Origin of the sequence: Burkholderia sp. 4M9327F10, assembly GCF_005503145.1 — a bacterium.
Classification (GTDB): Bacteria; Pseudomonadota; Gammaproteobacteria; order Burkholderiales; family Burkholderiaceae; genus Paraburkholderia.
Genome location: NZ_SCNV01000011.1, coordinates 88,371 through 109,064, shown reverse-complemented (window position 1 = coordinate 109,064; position 20,694 = coordinate 88,371). Strand labels below are relative to the sequence as shown.

The 20,694-nt window shown below is 63.4% G+C and carries 17 protein-coding genes; 7 read left to right on the top strand and 10 right to left on the bottom strand.

Annotation, left to right across the window (positions count from 1 at the left end; translation table 11 throughout):
* The first annotated feature begins 26 nt into the window (after positions 1–26).
* The 4 genes from tssH (at position 27) to FFS45_RS13515 (ending at position 5,513) form a co-directional block, all read left to right on the top strand.
* Positions 27–2,702, top strand: a complete 2,676-nt coding sequence (tssH, locus tag FFS45_RS13530; RefSeq protein WP_137955152.1) for a type VI secretion system ATPase TssH — start codon at positions 27–29, stop codon at positions 2,700–2,702.
* A gap of 72 nt (positions 2,703–2,774) precedes the next feature.
* Entirely contained in the window at positions 2,775–3,896 is a 1,122-nt protein-coding gene (gene tssA, locus FFS45_RS13525; RefSeq protein ID WP_137955208.1) for a type VI secretion system protein TssA, read from the top strand.
* A gap of 204 nt (positions 3,897–4,100) precedes the next feature.
* Positions 4,101–4,607, top strand: coding sequence for a hypothetical protein (locus FFS45_RS13520; RefSeq protein WP_137955151.1), 507 nt, complete (start codon positions 4,101–4,103; stop codon positions 4,605–4,607).
* Positions 4,608–4,778: 171 nt separating this feature from the next.
* Complete coding sequence (locus FFS45_RS13515; RefSeq protein ID WP_349292315.1) at positions 4,779–5,513, top strand: Fic family protein; 735 nt, start codon at positions 4,779–4,781, stop codon at positions 5,511–5,513.
* Between the two features lie 19 nt (positions 5,514–5,532).
* On the opposite strand, the gene FFS45_RS13510 is transcribed toward FFS45_RS13515, so the two are convergent.
* From FFS45_RS13510 to FFS45_RS13490, 5 genes are read right to left on the bottom strand one after another with little or no spacing between them, the layout of a single operon-like run.
* Complete coding sequence (locus FFS45_RS13510) at positions 5,533–6,531, bottom strand: OmpA family protein (protein ID WP_137955149.1); 999 nt, start codon at positions 6,529–6,531, stop codon at positions 5,533–5,535.
* A 4-nt stretch (positions 6,532–6,535) separates the two neighbouring features.
* Positions 6,536–7,528, bottom strand: coding sequence for a type VI secretion system-associated protein TagF (tagF, locus tag FFS45_RS13505; RefSeq protein ID WP_137955148.1), 993 nt, complete (start codon positions 7,526–7,528; stop codon positions 6,536–6,538).
* The gene (gene tssM / locus FFS45_RS13500) at positions 7,525–11,427 is read right to left on the bottom strand and encodes a type VI secretion system membrane subunit TssM (protein WP_137955147.1); all 3,903 of its coding nucleotides are present in this window, start codon (positions 11,425–11,427) and stop codon (positions 7,525–7,527) included. Before tssM ends, tagF begins: the two co-directional genes overlap by 4 nt.
* Before the next feature lie 20 nt (positions 11,428–11,447).
* Entirely contained in the window at positions 11,448–11,801 is a 354-nt protein-coding gene (locus FFS45_RS13495; RefSeq protein ID WP_137955146.1) for a hypothetical protein, read from the bottom strand.
* A 31-nt stretch (positions 11,802–11,832) separates the two neighbouring features.
* A complete protein-coding gene (locus FFS45_RS13490) occupies positions 11,833–12,672 on the bottom strand; it encodes a M15 family metallopeptidase (protein WP_137955145.1) in 840 nt (279 codons plus the stop codon).
* Between the two features lie 125 nt (positions 12,673–12,797).
* Between FFS45_RS13490 and FFS45_RS13485 the strand changes: the two genes are divergently transcribed.
* The gene (locus FFS45_RS13485) at positions 12,798–13,727 is read left to right on the top strand and encodes a hypothetical protein (RefSeq protein WP_137955144.1); all 930 of its coding nucleotides are present in this window, start codon (positions 12,798–12,800) and stop codon (positions 13,725–13,727) included.
* A gap of 107 nt (positions 13,728–13,834) precedes the next feature.
* Here the strand turns inward: FFS45_RS13485 and FFS45_RS13480 are convergent, their stop codons facing one another.
* Entirely contained in the window at positions 13,835–14,791 is a 957-nt protein-coding gene (locus FFS45_RS13480; protein WP_137955143.1) for a LysR family transcriptional regulator, read from the bottom strand.
* A 220-nt stretch (positions 14,792–15,011) separates the two neighbouring features.
* Complete coding sequence (locus FFS45_RS13475) at positions 15,012–16,064, bottom strand: NAD(P)-dependent alcohol dehydrogenase (RefSeq protein ID WP_137955142.1); 1,053 nt, start codon at positions 16,062–16,064, stop codon at positions 15,012–15,014.
* A 244-nt stretch (positions 16,065–16,308) separates the two neighbouring features.
* Here FFS45_RS13475 and FFS45_RS13470 point away from each other — a divergent pair, with 244 nt between their 5' ends.
* On the top strand, positions 16,309–17,277 hold the full coding sequence (locus FFS45_RS13470) for an AraC family transcriptional regulator (RefSeq protein ID WP_137955141.1): 969 nt from the start codon (positions 16,309–16,311) through the stop codon (positions 17,275–17,277).
* A 77-nt stretch (positions 17,278–17,354) separates the two neighbouring features.
* Here the strand turns inward: FFS45_RS13470 and FFS45_RS13465 are convergent, their stop codons facing one another.
* Positions 17,355–17,747: a VOC family protein gene (locus FFS45_RS13465; RefSeq protein ID WP_137955140.1), complete on the bottom strand. Its 393-nt coding sequence runs from the start codon at positions 17,745–17,747 to the stop codon at positions 17,355–17,357.
* 182 nt (positions 17,748–17,929) lie between these two features.
* On the opposite strand from FFS45_RS13465, the gene FFS45_RS13460 reads away from it, so the two are divergent.
* On the top strand, positions 17,930–18,250 hold the full coding sequence (locus FFS45_RS13460) for a hypothetical protein (RefSeq protein WP_137955139.1): 321 nt from the start codon (positions 17,930–17,932) through the stop codon (positions 18,248–18,250).
* Here the strand turns inward: FFS45_RS13460 and FFS45_RS13455 are convergent.
* Both FFS45_RS13455 and FFS45_RS13450 read right to left on the bottom strand, forming a co-directional pair.
* Positions 18,237–18,956 carry a carbonic anhydrase gene (locus tag FFS45_RS13455; RefSeq protein WP_137955138.1) on the bottom strand — a complete coding sequence of 240 codons (720 nt, stop codon included), beginning with the start codon at positions 18,954–18,956 and terminating at the stop codon, positions 18,237–18,239. The two genes, FFS45_RS13460 and FFS45_RS13455, sit on opposite strands and share 14 nt — an antisense overlap.
* A 97-nt stretch (positions 18,957–19,053) precedes the next feature.
* Entirely contained in the window at positions 19,054–20,532 is a 1,479-nt protein-coding gene (locus FFS45_RS13450) for a sensor domain-containing diguanylate cyclase (RefSeq protein ID WP_137955137.1), read from the bottom strand.
* Positions 20,533–20,694: the final 162 nt, after the last annotated feature.

The following is a 20,694-nucleotide window of genomic DNA, read 5'->3' as shown; positions in this document are numbered from 1 at the left end:
CACCAACAGGACCTGGACCGCACGACATGAGCACGCCCCTCAAGACCCTGATCGCGAAACTGAATCCGACCTGCCGCCAGGCGACCGAGCGCGCGGCGAGCCATTGCCTGTCGCGTGGTCACTACGAGGTGGATCTCGAGCATCTGTTTCTGGCCTTGCTCGACGAGCCGGCAAGCGACGCGTCGCTGGTGCTGCGCGCGAGCCGTATCGATGCTCATGGGCTGCGCGCCGACCTCGAACGTGAGCTGCAACGCCTGAAGACCGGCAATGCGCGCACGCCGGTGTTTTCCGTGCATCTGATTGCGCTGTTCGAACAGGCCTGGCTGGTGGCGTCGCTCGATTCGCAGATTGGCCGTATCCGCTCGGGGCATCTGCTGCTTGCCTTGCTGAGCGCGCCGGATCTGGCGCAGTTTGCACAACGGATGTCGCCCTTGTTCCGCGACGTCCGCCTGACCGATCTCAAGCACAAGTTCGATGAGCTGACGGCCGGCTCGTGCGAAGTGGAGCGCAAAGCGGACGTGTCCTCTGCGGAGGACGGCGAAGGTGACGGCGATCTGCGGCCGGTGCAAAGCGGCGGCCTGTCGAAGACCCCCGCGCTCGATACGTACACCACCAACCTCACGCAACGGGCGCGTGACGGCCATATCGATCCGGTGATTGGCCGCGAGGCGGAAATTCGCCAGACCATCGACATCCTGATGCGCCGCCGCCAGAACAATCCGATCATGACGGGCGAAGCGGGCGTCGGCAAGACCGCCGTGGTTGAAGGCCTGGCGCTGCGCATTGCGGCCGATGACGTGCCCGCGCCACTGAAAGGCGTGGCCTTGCATGTGCTCGATATGGGGCTGTTGCAGGCCGGTGCGAGCGTCAAGGGCGAATTCGAAAACCGCCTGAAGAACGTGATCGACGAGGTCAAGAAGAGCGCGCATCCGATCATCCTGTTTATCGACGAAGCGCATACGATCATCGGCGCAGGCGGACAGGCCGGGCAGAACGACGCGGCAAACCTGCTGAAGCCGGCGCTTGCGCGCGGCGAACTGCGTACGATTGCCGCCACCACGTGGAGCGAGTACAAGAAGTACTTCGAGAAAGATGCGGCGCTGGCGCGGCGCTTTCAGGTCGTGAAGATCGAGGAGCCGAATGAGACGCTGGCGGCGTCCATGCTGCGTGGTATGGCCGCCTTGATGGAAAAGCACTTCAACGTGCGTGTGCTGGACGACGCGATTACCGAAGCCGTGCGGCTGTCGCATCGCTATATCAGCGGGCGGCAATTGCCCGACAAGGCGATCAGCGTGCTCGATACGGCCTGCGCGAAGGTGGCGCTGGCGCATAGCTCGACACCCGCGGCAATCGACGATGCCAGGAAGCGGATCGAACGGATCGACGCGGAAGTGGCCGCGCTCGAGCGTGAAGCGGCGAGCGGCGCGCAGCACGACGAGCGGCTTGGCGAACTGCGCAGCCTGCGCGAGACGGACGTGACCGCGCTGGCTGCCGGCGAAGCGCGCTATGAGAACGAGCGCGCGCTGGTATCGGAGATCGGTGAACTGCGGGCGCAGATCGACGCCGCCCGTGGCGGCAGCGCCGACGCTGACCAGGCGGAAAAGGCCGCGAGCGCGCGTAAGACCCTGGCGGCGCGCGTGAGCGAACTGCACGCGCTGCAAGGCGGCCAGCCGATGGTGCCGTTGCAGGTCGACGGCCACGTGGTCGCCGAGATCGTCGCGTCGTGGACCGGCATTCCCCTGGGGCGCATGGTCAAGGACGAGATTCAGACCGTGCTGAACCTGCAGCCGCTGCTGGGCGCCCGCGTGATTGGCCAGGACCATGCGCTCGAAGCGATTGCCCAGCGCGTGCGAACCGCAAGCGCGAACCTCGAAGACCCGAACAAGCCGCGTGGCGTGTTCATGTTCGTCGGCCCGTCGGGCGTCGGCAAGACGGAAACAGCGCTGGCGCTGGCCGATATCCTGTATGGCGGCGAACGCAAGATGGTCACGATCAACATGAGCGAGTATCAGGAGGCGCACAGCGTCTCCGGTCTGAAGGGCTCGCCGCCGGGTTACGTGGGCTATGGGGAAGGCGGCGTGCTGACCGAAGCGGTGCGCCGCAATCCGTATTCCGTCGTGCTGCTCGACGAGGTGGAGAAGGCCCACCCGGACGTGCTCGAAATGTTCTTCCAGGTGTTCGACAAGGGCACCATGGATGACGCGGAAGGCCGCGAGATCGACTTCCGCAATACCTTGATCATTCTGACCTCGAACGTCGGCTCGCAGGCCGTCATGCAAGCCTGTCTGAACAAGAGTGCCGAAGAGTTGCCGGACGCCGATGCGCTGGCCGAAACGTTGCGCCCGCAACTGTACAAGGCCTTCAAGCCGGCCTTCCTCGGGCGCATGAAAGTGGTGCCGTACTATCCGATTTCCGACGATGTGCTCGCCGAGATTATCGAATTGAAGCTTGAACGGATTCGCCGGCGTATCGAGACGAACCACAAGGCGACGTTCGAATGGGACGAATCGCTCGTAGACGCTGTGCTGGCCCGTTGCACGGAGGTGGATTCCGGCGCGCGCAACGTCGATCACATCCTGAACGGCACACTGCTGCCCGAAGTGGCGCAACAGGTGCTGGAGCGGATTGCGGACGGTACGGCGCTCGAACGCATTGCGGTGCGGGCGAGCGAGGCCGGTGAATTCGAATATACGGTGGTTTGAGGTGCGTGCCTTGACGCGCGGACCTGACTGTTGCAACGCCTCATCAGGCACTTATCGCTTTCTGCCATGCTAATGCCCGCTCATATCAACACGCTGCTGGAACCGATCAGCGAAAGCTCGCCTTGCGGCGACGACATGCTGTTCTCCGCCGACTTCGACGCGATCCAGAACGCGCGCCGTTTCGACGACCCATCGCTCGATCAGGGCGAGTGGGTCACGGACATCAAGGAGGCGAACTGGCCGTTCGTCGTCGAGCGCAGCACGAATCTGCTCAAGACGCAGACCAAGGACTTGCGGCTCGCGGTGTGGCTCACGGAGGGGCTGGCGATCGAGGAGGGCGTGACAGGCCTCACCGATGGCTATGGGCTGATCACCGGGCTTTCGGAGCGCTATTGGGAGCATCTGCACCCGCTGCCGGAAGGCGATGACGCGGAGTACCGGCTCGGCAATGTCGCATGGCTGGTGGGGCGCACAGCGGAGTTGCTGCGCGCCATGCCGCTCACGGGTGCGCCGGGCGACGCTTACAGCACGGTCGATTGGGAAGTGGCGACGCACGTCGCGCAGGCCGTGAAGCGCGACCCCGACCACGCCGACGATATCGCGCGCGGCAAGCCGTCGATCGAGCAGATCGAGGCGTCGAAGCGCGCCACGCCGGCGCCGTTCTACTCAGGCTTGCTGGCGGACCTGAAGGCGTTCGAAGCGGCCATGCTCGCGCTCGAGCAGGAACTGGACCGGCGCGCGGGTGATGCGGCGCCGAGTTTTCGACAGGCGAAGGACGCGTACGAAGGGGTGTACCGGCTCGCCGAGCGCTTTGCGCGCGAACAGGGTGTGACGGCCGAAGCTGCCGCGCCGAAAGTGCAGAAGCCGGAGAGCAGTGAGCTTTCCGAACGTACTGAACCGAGTTTCAAGACCTCACCGCAACGGGAGGAACCCGTGTTGACGAGTGTATCAACGAATGCGCCTGGGAGCAGCGCCGGCATCCAGAACCGGGCCCAGGCGGTGGCGCAGTTGCGCGCGGTGGCCCGCTTCTTTCGCAGTACCGAGCCGCATAGCCCCGCGGCGTATCTGGCCGACAAGGCGGCGGAATGGGCGGAGATGCCCCTGCATCAATGGCTGTCTACGGTGGTCAAGGACGATGGCTCGCTCGCCCATATTCGGGAGCTGCTGGGGGTGAAGCCGGAGGCGGGGCAGTAAAAAGGCTGTAAAAATTTCCCGGCGACCATCAAGAAACTCCTTTTCGTGCCGATATCCACGGCAACGAAAGCACCTTGTCCGTCCAGAGATCTAGCGATCCGGCGCGGAGTGAGGGAGCAAGGAGATGAGATGGCGTTTGCGACAGTTACGTTCCCCCGGCAGCGGCAAAACTCAGATAACGATAACGTTAGCGTTCGCGGCGGTATGGCGAAGGCGGCGGTCCGTCGCCGGCCCGGTTTTGTTGCGATGCGGCAGATTTTTGCCCGTATCACGCTGGTGGCGCTGATCGGTAGCCTGGCCGGTTGCAGCGACAGCATGTCTGAGACCGACGTTCAATTTGTCATTGGCGCCATGCCGCCACAGTTCCAGTCGATGCGCATGTACCTCACCGCGCCCGAAAACGCCGCGCCGTTCGGCAGTTCCGCGCATGCGGCGGTGAAGCTTCAACAGGGTTGCGAGGCGGTGCTAACGGTGCCCGGCGGCCAGAAGCGTGAGGCTGTGATTCTGGAGAGCCAATCGGCGGCGACATTCGACCTCGATGCCGTGCGCACCGCCGACGGCTGGAATGTCACCTCGGATGGACTCGCGCCGCCGGGTGACCATCCCGTGGAGTTTCGCACCCAGTTCACCAACTGCGTGAGTGCGATTGAGGATAAGTACCGGTCCGAGCCGGAGCCGGCGCCGTTTTCGGGGGCGACGGTGTTTAAGTGAGGGGCGCGTCGCCGGAGCGTGGCTTCGCCGAACCAGGCAGAAGGCCGTTTCGATGCCCGGCAAGGCATAAATTGAGGGTGCAATCGCAGTGCTATGATAAGCAAAGCTCCCTTCAATTGATCCGCCTGCTATTGGCTGTTTAGGAACGCGATGTCTCTCCCAACCACGGCGCTGTTGCACGCAATCGACGCCGACAAGACGAAGCTCGACGCTGCGCGTCCGCTCCCGGTTCATACGCTCGCGTCGTTGCGCGAGAAGCTGACGCTGGAATGGACTTATCACTCGAACGCCATTGAGGGCAACACGCTCACGCTGCGTGAGACGAAGGTCGTGCTCGAGGGCATCACGGTGGGCGGCAAGTCGTTGCGCGAGCATTTCGAGGCCACGAACCATCGGGACGCGATTCTCTACGTCGAGGCAATCGTCGCGAAGAACGAGGCGCTTAGCGAATGGCAGATCAGGAACATTCACAGCCTGGTTCTGAAAAGCATCGACGACAAGGAAGCGGGCCGTTATCGTCAGGAAAACGTCGTGATCGCGGGTGCGAGCACCACGCCGCCCGATTTCCTTCATCTGCCCGAGGAAATGAAGTCGCTCGTTGAGTGGTACGAACAGGCGGACCAACTGCATCCGGTCGAACGCGCCGCCGAACTGCATACCCGTTTCGTCAAAATCCACCCGTTTGTCGACGGCAATGGCCGCACGGGCCGCCTGCTGCTCAACTTCGAGTTGATGAAGGCCGGCTATCCACCGGCGATCATCCAGAAAGAGGACAGGCTGGAGTATTACGACTCGCTGGACGAAGCGTGCGTGAGCGGGGATTACGGCGGCATCACGCAGCTAGTAGGGAACTCGGTGCAGCGTTCGCTGGACACCTACCTGAGCGTGCTGGGCCTACGCAACTAGCGCCGCCGAGCCCCTCCAGTCACGCGCCGCCGCTTGTCCCACCCAACCCGGCGCGAAACTCGATCCGCCGGTTCCGTGCGCGACCATCGTTCGTGTCGTTGGACGCAATCGGCTGGTCCGGTCCAACGCCGGTGGTCGTCAGCTTCTGCGGCGAGATTCCCTTCGCCACCAGGTAGCCCTTGACCGCATCCGCACGCGCCTGGCTCAGCGCGATATTCGACGTGCGATTCCCCGAGTTATCGGTGTGCCCGATAATCTCCACCGTGTTGTTGGTCATCGTCAGCAGCACCGCCGCCATCTGATCGAGAATCGCCTTGCCCTGCGGCGTCAGCGTCGCGCTGCCGGTTTCAAACTCGATCGTGCGGTTGGCCAGCGTCTGATCGAGCAGCCCCTGTTGCGACGCGCTCACACGCAAGCCGTTCTTGATCGTATAAGTCGGGTTGAGCGCGTTCGCCATGTCGCTTGCCAGTTGCTGGCGCTGCGCTTCGTTATTCACTTCGCCCTTGACGTCCACCTGGGTGCCGTCGATCTTCAACTGCCCCTTGCTGATCTGTTTCAACTGCGGCCCGATCAGTTTCTGCACGTTGGCGGCCCAGTTCGGCGGCGTAGCGACGTCGCCCACCTCGATCTGATCGACCACATTGCCGGCGCCATAGGTATCGCGCAAGCGTTGCAGGACCGCCGCCTTGGTGGCTTCGTCCGGCACCTTGCCGCCTGCCACCACCTGGCCCGGCGTCGCATTGGCAGGGGCGGGCATCTGCGTGACCGCTCCCGTGCCCGTGCTTATGCCGCCGGCAGAAGCCGTGCCGCTTCCCGACGCCTGCGCCGGCAGGATCGTCGTATGGATCTGGATGCCGCTGTTGTCGACCGGTGTGACGCTTGCGGGCCCGACGCTGTCGGCAAACGCGCTAGCGCCGCCCAATACGCCAGCGAGCAATGCAGCCACGAGCGCCGTAACCGGAACCAGCTGGCTTCGGTCCGAGCGGCGTGTCGTCAAACGTTCAGGATTGCTGTGCATCGTCTCACTCCCCGGAGAATGCTTCGCGGAACGTGTCGATACTGACGCGCAGCGACAGTTGCGGTTGGTCGAGGTAACTGACGAGCTTGCTGATGCCATGGTCGTTTTGTGCGTGTTCGTCGATCCACTCGGGGTCGTCGATATCGATGTTATGTGCTGCATAGGCCTGCGGGTCCACCACGCTGTGCAGCGTTTTCGCCGAGGCGCCGTTAAAGCCGATCACGAGCCGTTCGCGCTGCGCAATCGTGCCGATAAAAATCGCCAGCTCGAAATCGGCCCGTGCGACGAACGGCGCGATCAGTTCGAGCCAGAACGCGGCGACGAGGCTGCGGTAGAACGGATCGTTCGGCAGCGGCAAGGTCAGTCCGCGTTCGAGATGCGACGAGCCGCTGTTCATCACCGGCCGCAGCAGCGAACCGAGCGCCAGCATTGCGCCGCGCAGCCGCACCGGATGGCCGTTGGCGAGCAGCATCTGTTCGAGGCCGGCCAGCGTCTGGTGCTCGACGAAATCGTTAAAGGTGCCGTCATGCGGATTGCCTGGGCCGCCGCCGACTTCGATCGGCACCTGGGTGTCGCCGAGCGCCTGCAGCGCACCGCTGGGCTCGGCCTCGCCCAGCAGCGGCCGCATCTGCGAGGCAACCCGTGACCACAGGCGCGCGAAGGCGAGCGGGCTGCGCGCGAGGAAGGTCAGCGGCCGTTCGACTTCAAGCGCAGTCGCGGCAAGAAACGGAAAGCGCCGCGACGACTGGTCGTGGCTCGCCATCATATGGCCGGCAATCGCCAGCTTGCTGCGCGAGCCGAGGAATGCAAAATGCAGCGGCCGGGCGTTTTCGTAGACGATCTTCCAGCGCGGATCGTTGGTCAGCAGTTCCATGGTTTCGGCGAGCCAGCGGTCGAGCGTTTGCAGCAACTGCGGGTTATGCGCGCTTTTGACGAAATCGCCACGTGACGGAATCTTGCCGAAGTAGGCGATTTGCGCCTGGATGGTTTGCGTCATTGCGCACCCCCTGTGTTCGAGTTCGCAGTCGTGGCGGCGTTCGGGTTCGCCTGCATCGAGGTGGAGCCCGAAGCGGAACCCGAGGTGGCGCCACCGGCGGCTCCAGAGGCGCCGGTCTGCGTTGCATTCACCGAATTCGCCGCCGCGCTCACGTCCGCCACCGAGGACGGCAGCTTGAGGCCGCGCAGGCTCTGCTGCTGCGGCGCGTCGCCGCCGCCGCTCGACGGCTGCGAGGTGCTGATGATGCGCATGCTCACCGCCACGCTCACGTTGCCCTGCGTCCACGACAGATCGAACGTGCCGTCCGGCTGGCGCTTGCGCTGCGCCGAATTGATCAGCTTCTCGAGACCGTAGCGGCCCGGCTCGTTGACGAGCTGGATCGTGCGGCCGTCGAAGGTCGTTGCCGACAGCGTGGCGCCCGGCGAGCCGGACGGATTCGGCCAGACGAAGTTGGTCCATTGCGGCGGCGTATTGCGGTAACGCAGTTGCTGGCCGTCGATCGCCAACGTGTATTCGGTCGTCCCGCTGCTCGGCTGCGGCAGGATCTGGAACACCGTCTGCGGCTCCGACGAGCCGCCCTGAGCCGCACCCGCGGCGCCGCCCGAGAGCGGGGCCACCCAGCGGGCGAAGCCGCTCGTGAAGTCAGGCGTCAGCGCGAGGCCCATGTCGCCCCATGTGCGTGCCGTCAGCGTATCGCCGCGGCGCACCGCGAGCGGCCCGAGCGTGGTGCCGACAAACTTTGCCACTGCGCCGTCCGGGCCGAACACCTGGGCGATTTCGTTCGCACCGGCTTCGACCTTGGCATCACCCGAGAACGGGTACTTGCTGGCGAGCGAGGTCTGGAACGGCTGATACACCTGCGCATTCCACACCTTGTTGACTTCGACGCTGGCCGGCTGGATCACCACCGCGAACGCCTGCATCAGCGGGCGCACCAGCAGCGGGCGCAGACCCTTGCGTTGCGAGTCGGTCAGGCCGGTGAGCATCTGCTCGTCGACGTACTTCAGCGAATCCGCGAGTTCCGAGCCGTTGCCGTCGAGCGTCTGCTGCATCAGCTGGCGCGCGCCCGGTCCCGGGTCGCCCTGGTTCTTGATCACGTTAAAGCGCGTGCGGACCTTCGACAGCGTGTCCATATAGCCTTGCAGCATCGAGCCGTTGTCCTGCTTGACGACGATCCGCCCGAGCCCTGCAAACTCCTGGCCGATCGGTCCCATCGGCATGTCGACCGGGTTGCCGTTGATGTCGATATTGGCCGTGACCGGGGCGGCCGGCGTATGCGAGAACCAGCGCGTGAACCAGCTCGTCACGCCGCTTTGCGCGCCCTTCACAGCCGCGCTCGCGAGCGACGGGTTGTCCCACGAAGTCTGGTCGTAAGCGGTTTCGAGCACCTTGCGGATCGGCGAATCCTGCGGGTCGCCGAGGCGGTTCATCGCATCCACGGCCTGGTTGAACGTGCCGAAGTTCTGCACCGCAATGCCTTGCATGAACTTCTGCCAGTGCATTGCATACTCGGTCTTGTACATCGTCACCAGCGCTTTCTGGATCTGCTCCGGGCTGCCTTCGAGCGTCAGGTCGTCATGCGCCGAGGTGTTGAGCACCCAGTCCTTCGCCTGCAGTTCCTTGGTCGCGGCATCGCGAATCGCCGGCTGCACGTACTGGAACCAGGCGTCACGCGTGAACGTGCCGGGGATCGCATAGCTGCCCGCAATCAGGCCGGTGTTGTTGTCCCCGACAATGCGGGCGATCGTCATTGGCGCGAAACGGGTCGAGGCGCGCGCCTTGATCTCTTCGTAGACGCGTTGGCGGGCCGGCATGCCGCGCACCACGCGGCGCAGGTTCTCGCGGGTCTGGTCGACGAGCGCGAGGTTCTGGTCGATCATCGGCCAGTCGTCGTCCGAGACGCGCGACAGGTAGAACGTGATCATCCTCTCGGCGCTGCGGATCATCTCGTCGCGCGGCATGTTGCCCCGGTTGGTTTCAAGCCAGCCGCGCCAGAAGCGCGCCACCTGATCGGTCAGGTGGGCCGTTTCGACGTGACGCTTGTCGCCCAGCATCAGGTAGGTCTTGAGCGCGTTGTAGGCGTCTTCCACGTTGGTGGGGGAGGCGTCGCTATAGAGACCGCCCTGGCTCGTGGCGACCATCGCGGACGCGCGCGAAGACACGGGGATGGCGCCCGAGTCCGGTGTGCGCGTCATCGGCGCGAGCTGTTCCGGATGCGAGTTGACGTCTTTGAGGAAGCCTTCGAGATTTTGCGCGACCGGGTCCAGCATGATCTGCCGCACGCCGTTGTAATACTCGGTCAGCAAGTGCTGCTCGAGACGGTCGCCCTGATAGAGGCCGAGCGACACCGCCAGCGGCCGCTCGCGGCGGAACTGCTCGAGCTGGTCGATGCGGTCTTCAAGAATATCCATGGCCTGCAGGCGCGATTGCAGGTCGTTGCGGTTCTGCTGCAGACGCACCACGTTGTCGAGGTCGGCCTGCACGTTCGAGGTGAGCTGCTGATTGTTGACGGTCGACCAGGTCCAGCCGCCCAGCGCCAATGCGAGCACCGCGACGAAGCCGAAGAACGTCGCATAGCGCATGCGCGTCTTGGCCGGGCTGGCAAACTGCTTGACGGTCTGGCGGTCGGCAAAAATGACTTTCGAGAACAGATCGCGCAGGAAGAAGCCGTTCTTCGAGATCGCGCTTTGCGGCTTGGGGAGGCCGGCGCCATCGAGACCGAAGCGGGTGGCGATGCGTTGCGCCGCGGCGCTGTTGGTTTCGCCTTCCTGCAGCGCGCTCGTGAAGTAGAAGCCGCGGAAAATCGGCTTGTACTGGAACGGGTTGGTTTCGAACAGCGTGGCGAGGAACGAGCGCAGCGCCGGCTTGATGGTCGAAAATTCGAGCGGGAAGCTCAGTTGCCCCGGCGACAGTTTATTGCCGCGGTTGATAGACATCTGCGCCACGCTGATTTCCTTCAGGCCGTCGTACAGCTCTTCGAAGCGCTCGTCGAACAGCGCCACCACATCGCGCTTTTCGTCCGGCTCATAGGGCAGGGTGGCGCCCCATACGCGGTCATACTCGTGACGTTCGCTGCCGCTGAAGAATTCCGTGAAGCCCGTAATCAGGTCGGTCTTCGTGAACATCACGTAGACCGGGGCGAACACTTCGAGCTTCTCGGTCAGCTCCTGCACCCGCTGGCGCAGGTTCTTCGCCAGATTGATGGCGAATTCCGGCTTGCTGCCGGTCAGCTCGGCAATGCTTGCCGTGACGATGATGCCGTTGATCGGCGCTTTCGGACGGTGGCGTTTGAGCAGGCTCAGAAAGCCCAGCCATTCCGTGCGGTCTTCCTCGTGCACCGAGTAACGGCCTGCGGTGTCGAGCAGAATGCCTTCGGTCGTGAAGAACCAGTCGCAGTTGCGGGTGCCGCCAATGCCGTGGATCACCGCGTTGTTCTTGTCCGCGAAGGGAAATTGCAGACCCGAGTTCAGCACCGCGCTGCTCTTGCCGGCCGCCGGGTTGCCGATCACGATGTACCACGGCAACTCGTACAGTGCCGCGCCGCCCGAGACCTGGCCGATCTTGGAGGTCTTGATGGTCTTGACCGCGTCGACGAGACGGGTGCGCAGCGCGTCCAGCTCCGCCTGGCGGGCCGGCGTGGCAGCGCTCGTTGCCTCGGTCTGCTTTTCGGCCTGCTGTTCGAGCATCTCGCCGAGCTTGCGGTTGGCGCGCCGCGCGGCGAGCCTGCGCACGAGCCAGATCAGGAACCACAGGACCAGCACCGCGCCGAGCACGATGGCGGGCCAGATCGGGTCGATCTGCAAGGTGTCGGCCGCGATGAACAGCACGGCGGCTAGCGCGATCACCCCGATGATCGAGAGCGTTCGAGAGTGGGTCAAGCCGTTGAGGAAGCGTTGCATAGGCCGTTCAGGTCTGGATGTTATGGGTAGCGTGTGGAAGGACGATCAGCGCTCTCGCGTTCGCGGGCGTCGGCAAGCGTGGCGGCATTCCGTTTTGAGTTGGGATGGGATGAAGCGCTGCGCCCCGGCGTGGCCAGACGCAGATGCGAAATAGATAAGGAGAAGGGCCCGTCAGCGAAGTCGTGACTAAAGGGCTGCAATGCGGGCTGCAATGCGGGCCGCAATGCAGGTTGTAATGCGGGCTGTAACTGTAATGCCGGCTGCAATACAAGCGGCAATGCGGGCTGTGAGGCGGCCTGTAGCGAGAGCTGTAATGAAAAGCCAGCGCCGACATGATCGGCCTTGCCGCCGAAAAGGTTAAATGAAAGCCCCATGCAAACCCCATTATTTGCCGCTTTGTGCCGCTTAATGCCGCCCGAGTACGAAGCCGGGTTTGTGATATTCAACGTGCCCAAGATCCATCAATTTCCAGCGGCCCCCCCACACCAGGCCGCATTGCTCGGCGACCTGGCCGTATAACTGATAGCCTCGCATGGCCCACGGATCTTTTTCTGAAATCACAAGCTTGCCGTCGCGCAAAAACGCATTGTCCGCCGCTAGCCCGTATTGGTGATAGCTTTGAAACGCTGCGGCATTGGTGACACCCCCCATTTGCGCCAGCCGGTTTTGCCGCTCCGGGCTGCGATAGCCTTCCAGCAGGGCCATTTCATAGCCATATTGTTCGTGCATGATTTTGTAGACGAGCAATAAACGGGTTCTGAAATCGGCATCGAGCAGATTCCAGTCGCGGCTTGCATCCTGCAGCGCCGGGCGAACCTGCTCCACTTCCTGCGTTGCAAATACTTCGGGCGGCAGTGCGGGCGGTGGGACGAGCTGCTCGCCGTTCAGCAGCGCGGCAATTTTCTCGTCCGGAACCCGTACTGTGTCGTCGTATTGGAAAAACTGACGACCGCGCAATGCGATCGCCACCAATGGCGGCGTCGCAAGAATACCTGCGGTAGTTAAAATCAGCAAGCGCCGCTTTACGAGTAAATTTTGCATATCGACTACTGTCGATTGCGAAATTTTTGCCGAGCGACTTAATTGCCCACGCGCACGCGCTACACCATAAGATGCATTGCGCATAAATCGGCCTTGCAAATTCCGCACAATGGCCAGTATTGAAGATCGCACAGGCGGCAATAGCAGCATGGCTGCGATCAGCACGGCGATGGCGAAATAAGCGACGAGTACGACGGCAATCAAAGGTAACCCCGGGAAATTGGAAACAATTGTATTTTGTAATGCTTGCTCTTAGAATCAGGCCTGCTCGAAGACGAGCCGAAACGTATTATCACGGCGAAATAAACCAGGATTCAATGAGACAGTGAATGAGTGCGCCGGACAGCTCGAATTCCAAAGCCCCGCCTAGCCTGCTACCCGATACGGCACAAGGCTCACAAGCCAATGGCTCGCGGATTCTCGCGAACCTCGAAGGCCGCGTTGCGCCGCCCACGGACAAGCCGCGCCGCTCGAAGGCGCCGGCCGTGCTGGTGGCGCTGCTGGTGGTCGCCGCCGGCGGCTGGGGTGCATGGCACCTGCAGCAGCGCGCCCGTAACGGGCACGCTGAGGTAGCCGCTGCGCCGGCCCCCGAGGTTGCGCAGGCCGCCGCGTCCGCCGCAGGCGCCAGTTCTACCCAGGCGTTGGCGAAAGCCGCACCTGCCGAGAGTGCCTCCGCGTCGCAAGCGGCCACTATCGTGGCGGACGACACCGATAACAAGGATTCCAAACCATCTGCTGAAGCAGCCGCTTCGACGGCTGGCGGGATTGACGACAATCGCCTTTCGCGGGCGCTCGCCAATGGCGCCGAGGTGAGCGGCGCGTCGGCGCCGGCAACGGAAGCGGCGAGCGGCGCAAAGCCGGCTGCAACCGCAGCCAGCCACGCGCATCACGAAACCGCGACGGCGCACGCGAAGCACGATGCGGCGAATACTCGCCACGCCAGTGCGACCGCGGTCGCGCAGGAAAAGAAGGACAAGCAACGCACGGCGCATAACGCTCCCGCTGGATCGAAGGACGATCCTGATGCGGACCTGCTGGCGGCGCTGGTTGCGCGCACCAAGCCGGCTACGCCGAAAGCCGATACGACCAAGGTCAGCGCTGCCACGGGCAATCCGAAGCTTGCCGAGCAGGTAAAGGAGTGCGGCACGCGTGGTTTCTTCGAAGACCAGTTGTGCCGCTGGCGTGTGTGTGAGGGGCACTGGGGCAAGGATCCCTCCTGCCCAGGCGCGGCTGCCCAGCAGCCCAATAAGGAACCGTAAGGCGGCGGCCTGAAAAAAGCGGGCGGTGGCGCGTGATAAGCGCAACCGCCCGTCTGTCAACCCATCCGCTACGAACCCCGCGGATTCAAGCCTGGTTCAGATTCGGCTCAAGCCGGATGCAGCCCGCGCAACAACTGCCGCACTCGCGACAGATCCTGGTCGACGTGCTCGGCCTGCTCGAACAGCACCGCCAGCCAGTCCACAAAAGCCCGCACGCGCGGCGAGACGACCCGGTTCTTCACGTACGCCACTGAAACCGTCATCGGGATTGGCTTCCATTGCGGCAGGACTTCCCGCAACTGGCCCGAATCGAGGTACGGTTGCGCCGCGATGCGCGCCGGCTGGATCAGCCCGAGCCCTTGCAGGCCGCAGGTCAGGTAAGCCTGCTCGTCGCTGACCTTGACGAAGCCATTCACCTTCACGTTGAGCGCACTGCCGCCGACCTCGAAATCGAAGTCCACCGCGCGTCCGTTATGCGGCGACAGGCAGTTGACGGCGACGTGCCGCGCAAGGTCGTCCAGATCTTGCGGCATGCCATGGCGCTCCAGGTAGTCCGGACTCGCGCACGTCACGTGTTCGATTGTGCCGAGCCGGCGCGCCGCGAGACCCGAGTCGGGCAGCTCGCCGAGCTGGATGCTGCAGTCCACCGCCTCGGCGACCAGATCCACCGCACGGTTGCTGACGCCAATCGCGAGGTCGATGTTCGGATACAGCTCATGAAAATCGTCGAGTGCCGGCAACACCAGCGCAGTCGCCACGGCGCTGGGCATTTCGACGCGCAGGCGGCCGCTCAGGTTGTCGGTGGAATGGCGCAGGCTCGCTTCCATCTCATCGATGTCGGCAAGAATCTGTGCACAACGTTCGTAGTACGCAGCACCTTCCGCCGTCAGGCTGAGGCGGCGCGTGGTGCGCACCAGCAGGGTCGTGCCGAGCATGGCTTCCAGATTCTGAACTAGCGTCGTCGCCGTGGCGCGCGGCATGTCGAGCGATTGCGCGGCGCGCGTGAAACTATTGGTATCGACGATACGGATAAAAGTGCGCATCGCCTGAATACGGTCAATCACGGGCAATCTCCTATGCAAACGGGACAATCCGAATAAAGGACGTACAGCCAACGTGCCTTGTCCCGTTGGGAAGGCGCGTCGGCATGACGATGCAAGGCGGGAGCAGGGCAGGCCGCCGCAGCGGGCGCGGCCTGTGCATCACGCGTGGCGGGTGTTGAACCCGCCGGCGTGACGACCTGTGGAACTACCGGGGTGAAGCCTGGGGTAAAACGACCGGCAGTTACTTCCGGAGCGAGTCGAGATCAATCACAAAGCGATACTTCACATCGCTCTTCAACATCCGCTCATACGCATCGTTAATCTTTTGCATCGGAATCAGTTCGATATCCGATGTAATGCCGTGCTCGCCGCAAAAATCGAGCATTTCCTGCGTTTCAGCAATGCCGCCGATCAGCGAACCCGCCAGACGGCGGCGCTTGAAGATCAGGTTGAACACCTGCGGCGACGGGTGATCGTGTTCCGGTGCACCGACCAGCGTCATCGTGCCGTCCCGGCGCAGCAGGTTCAGGAACGGGTTGAGGTCGTGCGGGGCCGCGACCGTGTTGATGATCAGATCGAAGCTGTTCGCATGGGCTTCCATCTCCTGCGGGTTCTTCGAAATCACCACCTCATGGGCGCCGAGACGTTTCGCATCTTCGATCTTCGACTGCGAGGTCGTGAACAGCACGACGTGCGCGCCCATTGCACGGGCAAGCTTCACACCCATGTGGCCGAGACCGCCCAGGCCGACGATGCCGACCTTCTTGCCGGGACCCGCGCCCCATTGGCGCAGCGGCGAGTAGGTGGTGATACCGGCGCACAGCAGCGGCGCCACGCCGGCCGGATCGAGATTCTCCGGTACGCGCAGCACGAACGCTTCGTCGACGACCAGTTGGGTCGAATAGCCGCCGAACGTGAGGTCGCCGCTCACGCGGTCCACGCCGTTATAGGTGGGGACAAAGCCGTTCTCGCAATACTGTTCGAGACCTTCGGCGCAACTCGGGCAGGTGCGGCACGAGTCGACGAGGCAGCCTACGCCGACCAGATCGCCGGCCTTGTAGCGCGCGACGTCCGAGCCGACCGCCGTGACGCGGCCGACGATTTCGTGCCCCGGCACGACCGGATACACGGAGTTCTTCCATTCGTTGCGGGCTTGATGCAGATCCGAATGGCAGACACCGCAAAACAGCACTTCCATTTGCACGTCATTGGCGCGCAGTTCGCGGCGCTGGAATTCAAATGGGGCGAGCTTGGACTGCGCATCGCTCGCAGCATAGGCATAGGTCGTGGTCATGAGTGCTCCTGCAAATAGAGGGGTGGCATCAGGCGCCGCCGCAAGCGCTGGGCTTGCGTGGGCCTCCCGGGTGTCAGCGCGGCAATCGGGTGATCCGGCAGGGTTCCCATCGTAGGCGGTGGCTTATACCTGGGGAATACCTGAATGTCTTGAAGATTTGCCTATTTCTCCTGGCTGCGAGCGCTATAGGCCGTTTGGTGCTAAATTTCAAGCCTTATTCTCTGCCGAATCTATAGGCATTGTCATGCAAACGACTCATTCATCCCGTCCACCCGTCAGTCCGGCGCAGCAGCGCATGGTCGAACTGTTCGATATTCTTGCGCCGTCCGAGGGCTTTACGCAGTCGTGTCTGGAGGGCGTCAAGCTGATGCGCGCGAGCCAGCCCATGTCGCGCAGGCCGGTGCTCTACGAGCCGAGCATCGTGATTGTTTGTCAGGGCAGAAAACGCGGCTTCATCGGCGAGCAGACCTACCTGTACGACGCGCAGCAGTATCTGGTGCTGTCGGTGCCGCTACCGTTCGAGTGCGAGACCGAGGCGAGTGCGGAGGAGCCATTTCTGGGCATCTCCGTGCAGGTCGACTTGGCGGTGGTCGCAGAGTTGCTGATGGTGTTGAACGAGACCCATGGCGCCACGCATACCGAGCCGCGCGGCATTTATTCCACGCCGCTGGACCGGGTCATGAGCAATGCGGTGCAGCGCTTGCTCGAGGCGCTGGCTTCGCCGGTCGATGCCAAGGTTCTCGCGCCGGCCATCATGCGCGAGATCTGCTATCGCGTGCTGACCGGTGAGCAGGGCGATGCGATTCGCGCGGCGCTCACGCACCAGCACCACTTCGGGCGCATTGCCAAGGCGTTGCGGCGCATTCATGCCGATTATCAGGGCGAACTCGACGTGGATACGCTGGCGCGTGAGGCCGGCATGAGCCTTGCGGTGTTTCACTCGCAGTTCAAGGGCGTGACCTCGACCTCGCCGATGCAATATGTGAAGACCACGCGGCTGCATCATGCGCGGCTCTTGATGGTGCAGGACGGTCTGAATGCGGGTGCGGCGGCGGCGCGGGTCGGTTATGAGAGCGCGTCGCAGTTTAGCCGCGAGTTCAAGCGCCTGTTCGGGCTGAGCCCCATGGACGAAGTGAAGCGCATGCGCGCGGCGTTCGATCCATCGCCGCCGCGCGCGGTGCCGCCGGCGCCGAAGTATGTGACTGCGGGGTGATGCCTGCCGGGGCGGTGCGGTTTGCGTAGCGGCTTTCTCGCAGCGGTTGCGTGCCCAGGTTCAACGCGCCAGTCAGTTCATTCAGGCTCGTGGCAGCATACGCAGAGTTTGTTGCCATCAGGATCGCGGAAGTAGGCGCCGTAGTAGTGCGCGTGATACTGCGGGCGCAGACCCGGTGGCCCTTCGCACCTGCCGCCGTGAGCCAGCGCCGTGCCATGCGCGCGTTCGACGCCGGCGCGATCCGGCGCCAGCAGGGCGAGCATCTGACCGTTGCCGGCGCTTGCCGGATTGCCGTCGTAGGGCCGGCCGATCACAAAGAGCGGCCGGGGTTGCCCGCCCGCCATCCAGCCGGCCCAGCCTGTATCCGCGTCACGGAACTTGAGCTTGAGGTTCAGTCCGTCCATCAGAGCGGCGTAGAAACCGAAAGCGCGCTCGAAGTCGGTGATGCCGACGAATACGTGGGAAAGCATCTCGCGCTCCTGTCGATATGAAGCTAGTTGGTGTGACGTTAGCCACCGTGCATGTTACGCGGTGTTTCCTCGTGACTCAGCGCAAGACCGGTAACGTCAATACCAGAATGATTGGGCAACTGGTTAGCTTTTGAGCACCAGACTAGGATGGCGTCACTCACCTCTCCTGGAGACATAGAAACATGAAGCGCTTCCATATCGCTCTTGCCGTTGCCGATCTCAATGCATCGATTGCCGACTATAGCGAACGCCTCGGCCAGCGCCCCACCGCGGTCGTGCCTGGCCGCTACGCGATGTGGCGCACCGATCTGCTCAACTTCTCGATCAACGAGACGCCCGAAAAAGCAGGCCAGCTTCGGCATGTCGGGTTCGAGGACGATAGCGCCCAAGGCTATTCCAGCAGTGTGGACATCAACGGTCTCGAATGGGAGCTGTTCCCGGCGCAGGAACAGGATCGCCGGATCGTCGCCAGCTATGGCAAGGCTGTGCTCACAACAGATTGACCTTGCCGGTGGCCAGATCGTAAACCCCGCCGACCACTTTTACTTTGCCATCCTTCACATAGTGGCCGATGATCGGCTTCGACACGCTCAGGCGGTTGGCATTGAGCCGCACGTTCTCGACGGTGGCGCTGGCTTTCAGGTCGGCGTCTTTATGCAACTGGGCGATCGCCACTGCGGGCTTGATCGAGCGCACCAGGTCAGGCAGATGGCCCGGCAGTACAACGCCTTTCTGAATCGCGTCGACGGTGGCGCTCACAGCGCCGCAGTTGGTATGGCCGAGCACCACGATGAGCGGCACCTGCAAAAACTTCACACCATACTCGAGGCTCGCGAGTCCATCCTCGTTGACGAAGTTGCCCGCCACCCGCACCACGAAGAGATCGCCCGGCCCCTGATCGAATGCGAGTTCCGGGGCGACGCGCGAGTCCGCGCAACTGACGATTGCGGCGATCGGATACTGCGCCGTGACACGGCTCGCGCGGCCAGCCGAGTAGTCCTTGTTGGCCGGCGCATTGGCTGCGTAGCGCGCGTTGCCGTCCATGAGACGCGCGAGCGCCTCGTCTGGGGCGATCGCGTTGGGGGCGTTCGGGTCGGCGGGCTCGGCGGCATCCGCTTCGCCAGTGGCGAAGCGGGCCAGCGTCAACGACGCGGCACCCGCGAGCAGCAACTGGCGGCGTGCCGCGGACGGCAGAAGAGGGGCACACATGGTTCGTCTCCTTGCGAGAAGGACTTCGGCGTTCAGGCGACAGATAGAACCAGAGTGCGGGGGAGCCGTCGCGCGAGGCCACCCGGGCCGGCAGGTGTCAGTCGTTCACGCCACCCGGCCCCTGGTTCGCGTAGTGCGCACGCTTTTCTTCATACATCAGCAAATCTGCCCGCTGTATGGTGGTCTCGAGCCGTTCGCCTTGCTGGCAGGTTGCCGCACCCATCGAAAAGCTCAGCACCGAACCCGGGTAGAACTGGTTGTTCAGCTCGACCAGTTGCCGGATCGTGTCGATCATCGCCGCGCCGCCATGCTCGTCGGTACTGGGCATCAGGATGGCGAATTCGTCGCCGCCGATACGCGCCGCGTGAAACGGCGACTCCATCGCTTTCGCCAGCACCTCGCCGGCACGCCGCAACAGCGCGTCGCCTGCCGCGTGACCGAGCTGATCGTTGATCCGTTTCAGGCCGTTCAGGTCGGCCATGATCACGGTCACGGGGAACGGGCCCTTGCGTTCGAGCCGGTTCAGTTCGTCGACATAGAACGAGCGGTTGCGCAGCTTGGTCAGTACGTCGTGCTTGCCGAGAAACTCCAGATAGGCCTCGGCTTTCTTGCGCGCGGTGATATCGGTGAGCGCGACCAGCACGAGGTCCCAGTTCTGCTCATGGCCCGGCAACACCGAGAATTGCAGATGCACGTGAACCTCGCTGCCGTCCAGCGAATAGTTGAGGACTTCGCGCTGCTGGAACAGCTTGCCGTCCCACAGGTCGATAAGCTGCTCGCGGAAATGCGGCCGCATGTCGTCGCGGAACACATCCTGCAGGTGCGACAGCAGCGTCGCTTTGTCCGGCGCCGCAAACATGGCAAGCGTGTGCCGGTTCACGTCGAGCACGTGAATTTCCTGCATGCAGCGATCGACGAACTCCGGGTGCACATCAGTGAACACGCGGAAGTCGGCGATGCCGGCCGCCCGTGCTTCGTTGAGCAGGCGTTTGACCGCGCTGAAATCTTCCACCCACAGCGACACCGGTGAGTCTTCGAACAGACCGCGTGCGTATTGCTCAGCCTGTACGAGGCGATGGCGCGCGCCTTCGAGCTCGCTGACATCCTCCAGCGAGACCAGCACGCGGTCCCATTGCGCTTCGTGCCCAGGCAGCACGGCGCCCTTGAGCAGGACGTCGACCCGTCGTCCGCCCAGCGTGTAATTGACCGTCTGGCTCATGAAGCTGTTCTGGCCGGCCCACAACTGGCAAAGCTCTTCGAGGTGGGTCTTCAGCATGTCGTCGCGAAACACCGTGCCGAGATTGCCGGTCAGTGTGGCGAGACTGTCCGCTTCGAACAGGTCGAGCGTCTTGCGGTTGACCTTGACGACGCGGATGCTGTGCGCGCATTGCGCGACCCGCTCGGGATGCTCGCGGAAATGCACGCGCAGATCGGTCACGCCCTCGGCGCGCCAGGTGTCGAACAGGGTGCGTACGCCGCTGAAGTCCTCGAGCCAGAGCGAAACGGGGGCTAGCTCGAACATCTCCGAGTCGTCGCTGGCGGGGGGTATCTCTTGAGCGTTAAGGGAATCCAGCATGACGAATCCGTGGTGAGGGTGTGGCTATTCTAAGACGACTTTGCGGGCGGAGGCTGACCGGTCAATAACGACCTTGGCTGAAGGCAGAGCAGGGGCGGCGTGCTGGCCCCCCAAAGCGCCGCCGGACCCGGCCGGAGGTGTTTGAACCCTTGCCGCATAACG

Excerpts from the sequence above, each read along its gene's own strand:
- FFS45_RS13485 (WP_137955144.1), top strand. The coding sequence starts at position 12,798 with ATGAGTGCGCCGGACAGCTCGAATTCCAAAGCCCCGCCTAGCCTGCTA.
- tssA (WP_137955208.1), top strand. The coding sequence starts at position 2,775 with ATGCCCGCTCATATCAACACGCTGCTGGAACCGATCAGCGAAAGCTCG.
- FFS45_RS13520 (WP_137955151.1), top strand. The coding sequence starts at position 4,101 with ATGGCGAAGGCGGCGGTCCGTCGCCGGCCCGGTTTTGTTGCGATGCGG.
- tssM (WP_137955147.1), bottom strand. The coding sequence starts at position 11,427 with ATGCAACGCTTCCTCAACGGCTTGACCCACTCTCGAACGCTCTCGATC.
- FFS45_RS13470 (WP_137955141.1), top strand. The coding sequence starts at position 16,309 with ATGCAAACGACTCATTCATCCCGTCCACCCGTCAGTCCGGCGCAGCAG.
- FFS45_RS13510 (WP_137955149.1), bottom strand. The coding sequence starts at position 6,531 with ATGCACAGCAATCCTGAACGTTTGACGACACGCCGCTCGGACCGAAGC.
- tagF (WP_137955148.1), bottom strand. The coding sequence starts at position 7,528 with ATGACGCAAACCATCCAGGCGCAAATCGCCTACTTCGGCAAGATTCCG.
- FFS45_RS13455 (WP_137955138.1), bottom strand. The coding sequence starts at position 18,956 with ATGTGTGCCCCTCTTCTGCCGTCCGCGGCACGCCGCCAGTTGCTGCTC.
- tssH (WP_137955152.1), top strand. The coding sequence starts at position 27 with ATGAGCACGCCCCTCAAGACCCTGATCGCGAAACTGAATCCGACCTGC.
- FFS45_RS13465 (WP_137955140.1), bottom strand. The coding sequence starts at position 17,747 with ATGCTTTCCCACGTATTCGTCGGCATCACCGACTTCGAGCGCGCTTTC.
- FFS45_RS13450 (WP_137955137.1), bottom strand. The coding sequence starts at position 20,532 with ATGCTGGATTCCCTTAACGCTCAAGAGATACCCCCCGCCAGCGACGAC.
- FFS45_RS13475 (WP_137955142.1), bottom strand. The coding sequence starts at position 16,064 with ATGACCACGACCTATGCCTATGCTGCGAGCGATGCGCAGTCCAAGCTC.
- FFS45_RS13495 (WP_137955146.1), bottom strand. The coding sequence starts at position 11,801 with ATGGGGCTTTCATTTAACCTTTTCGGCGGCAAGGCCGATCATGTCGGC.
- FFS45_RS13460 (WP_137955139.1), top strand. The coding sequence starts at position 17,930 with ATGAAGCGCTTCCATATCGCTCTTGCCGTTGCCGATCTCAATGCATCG.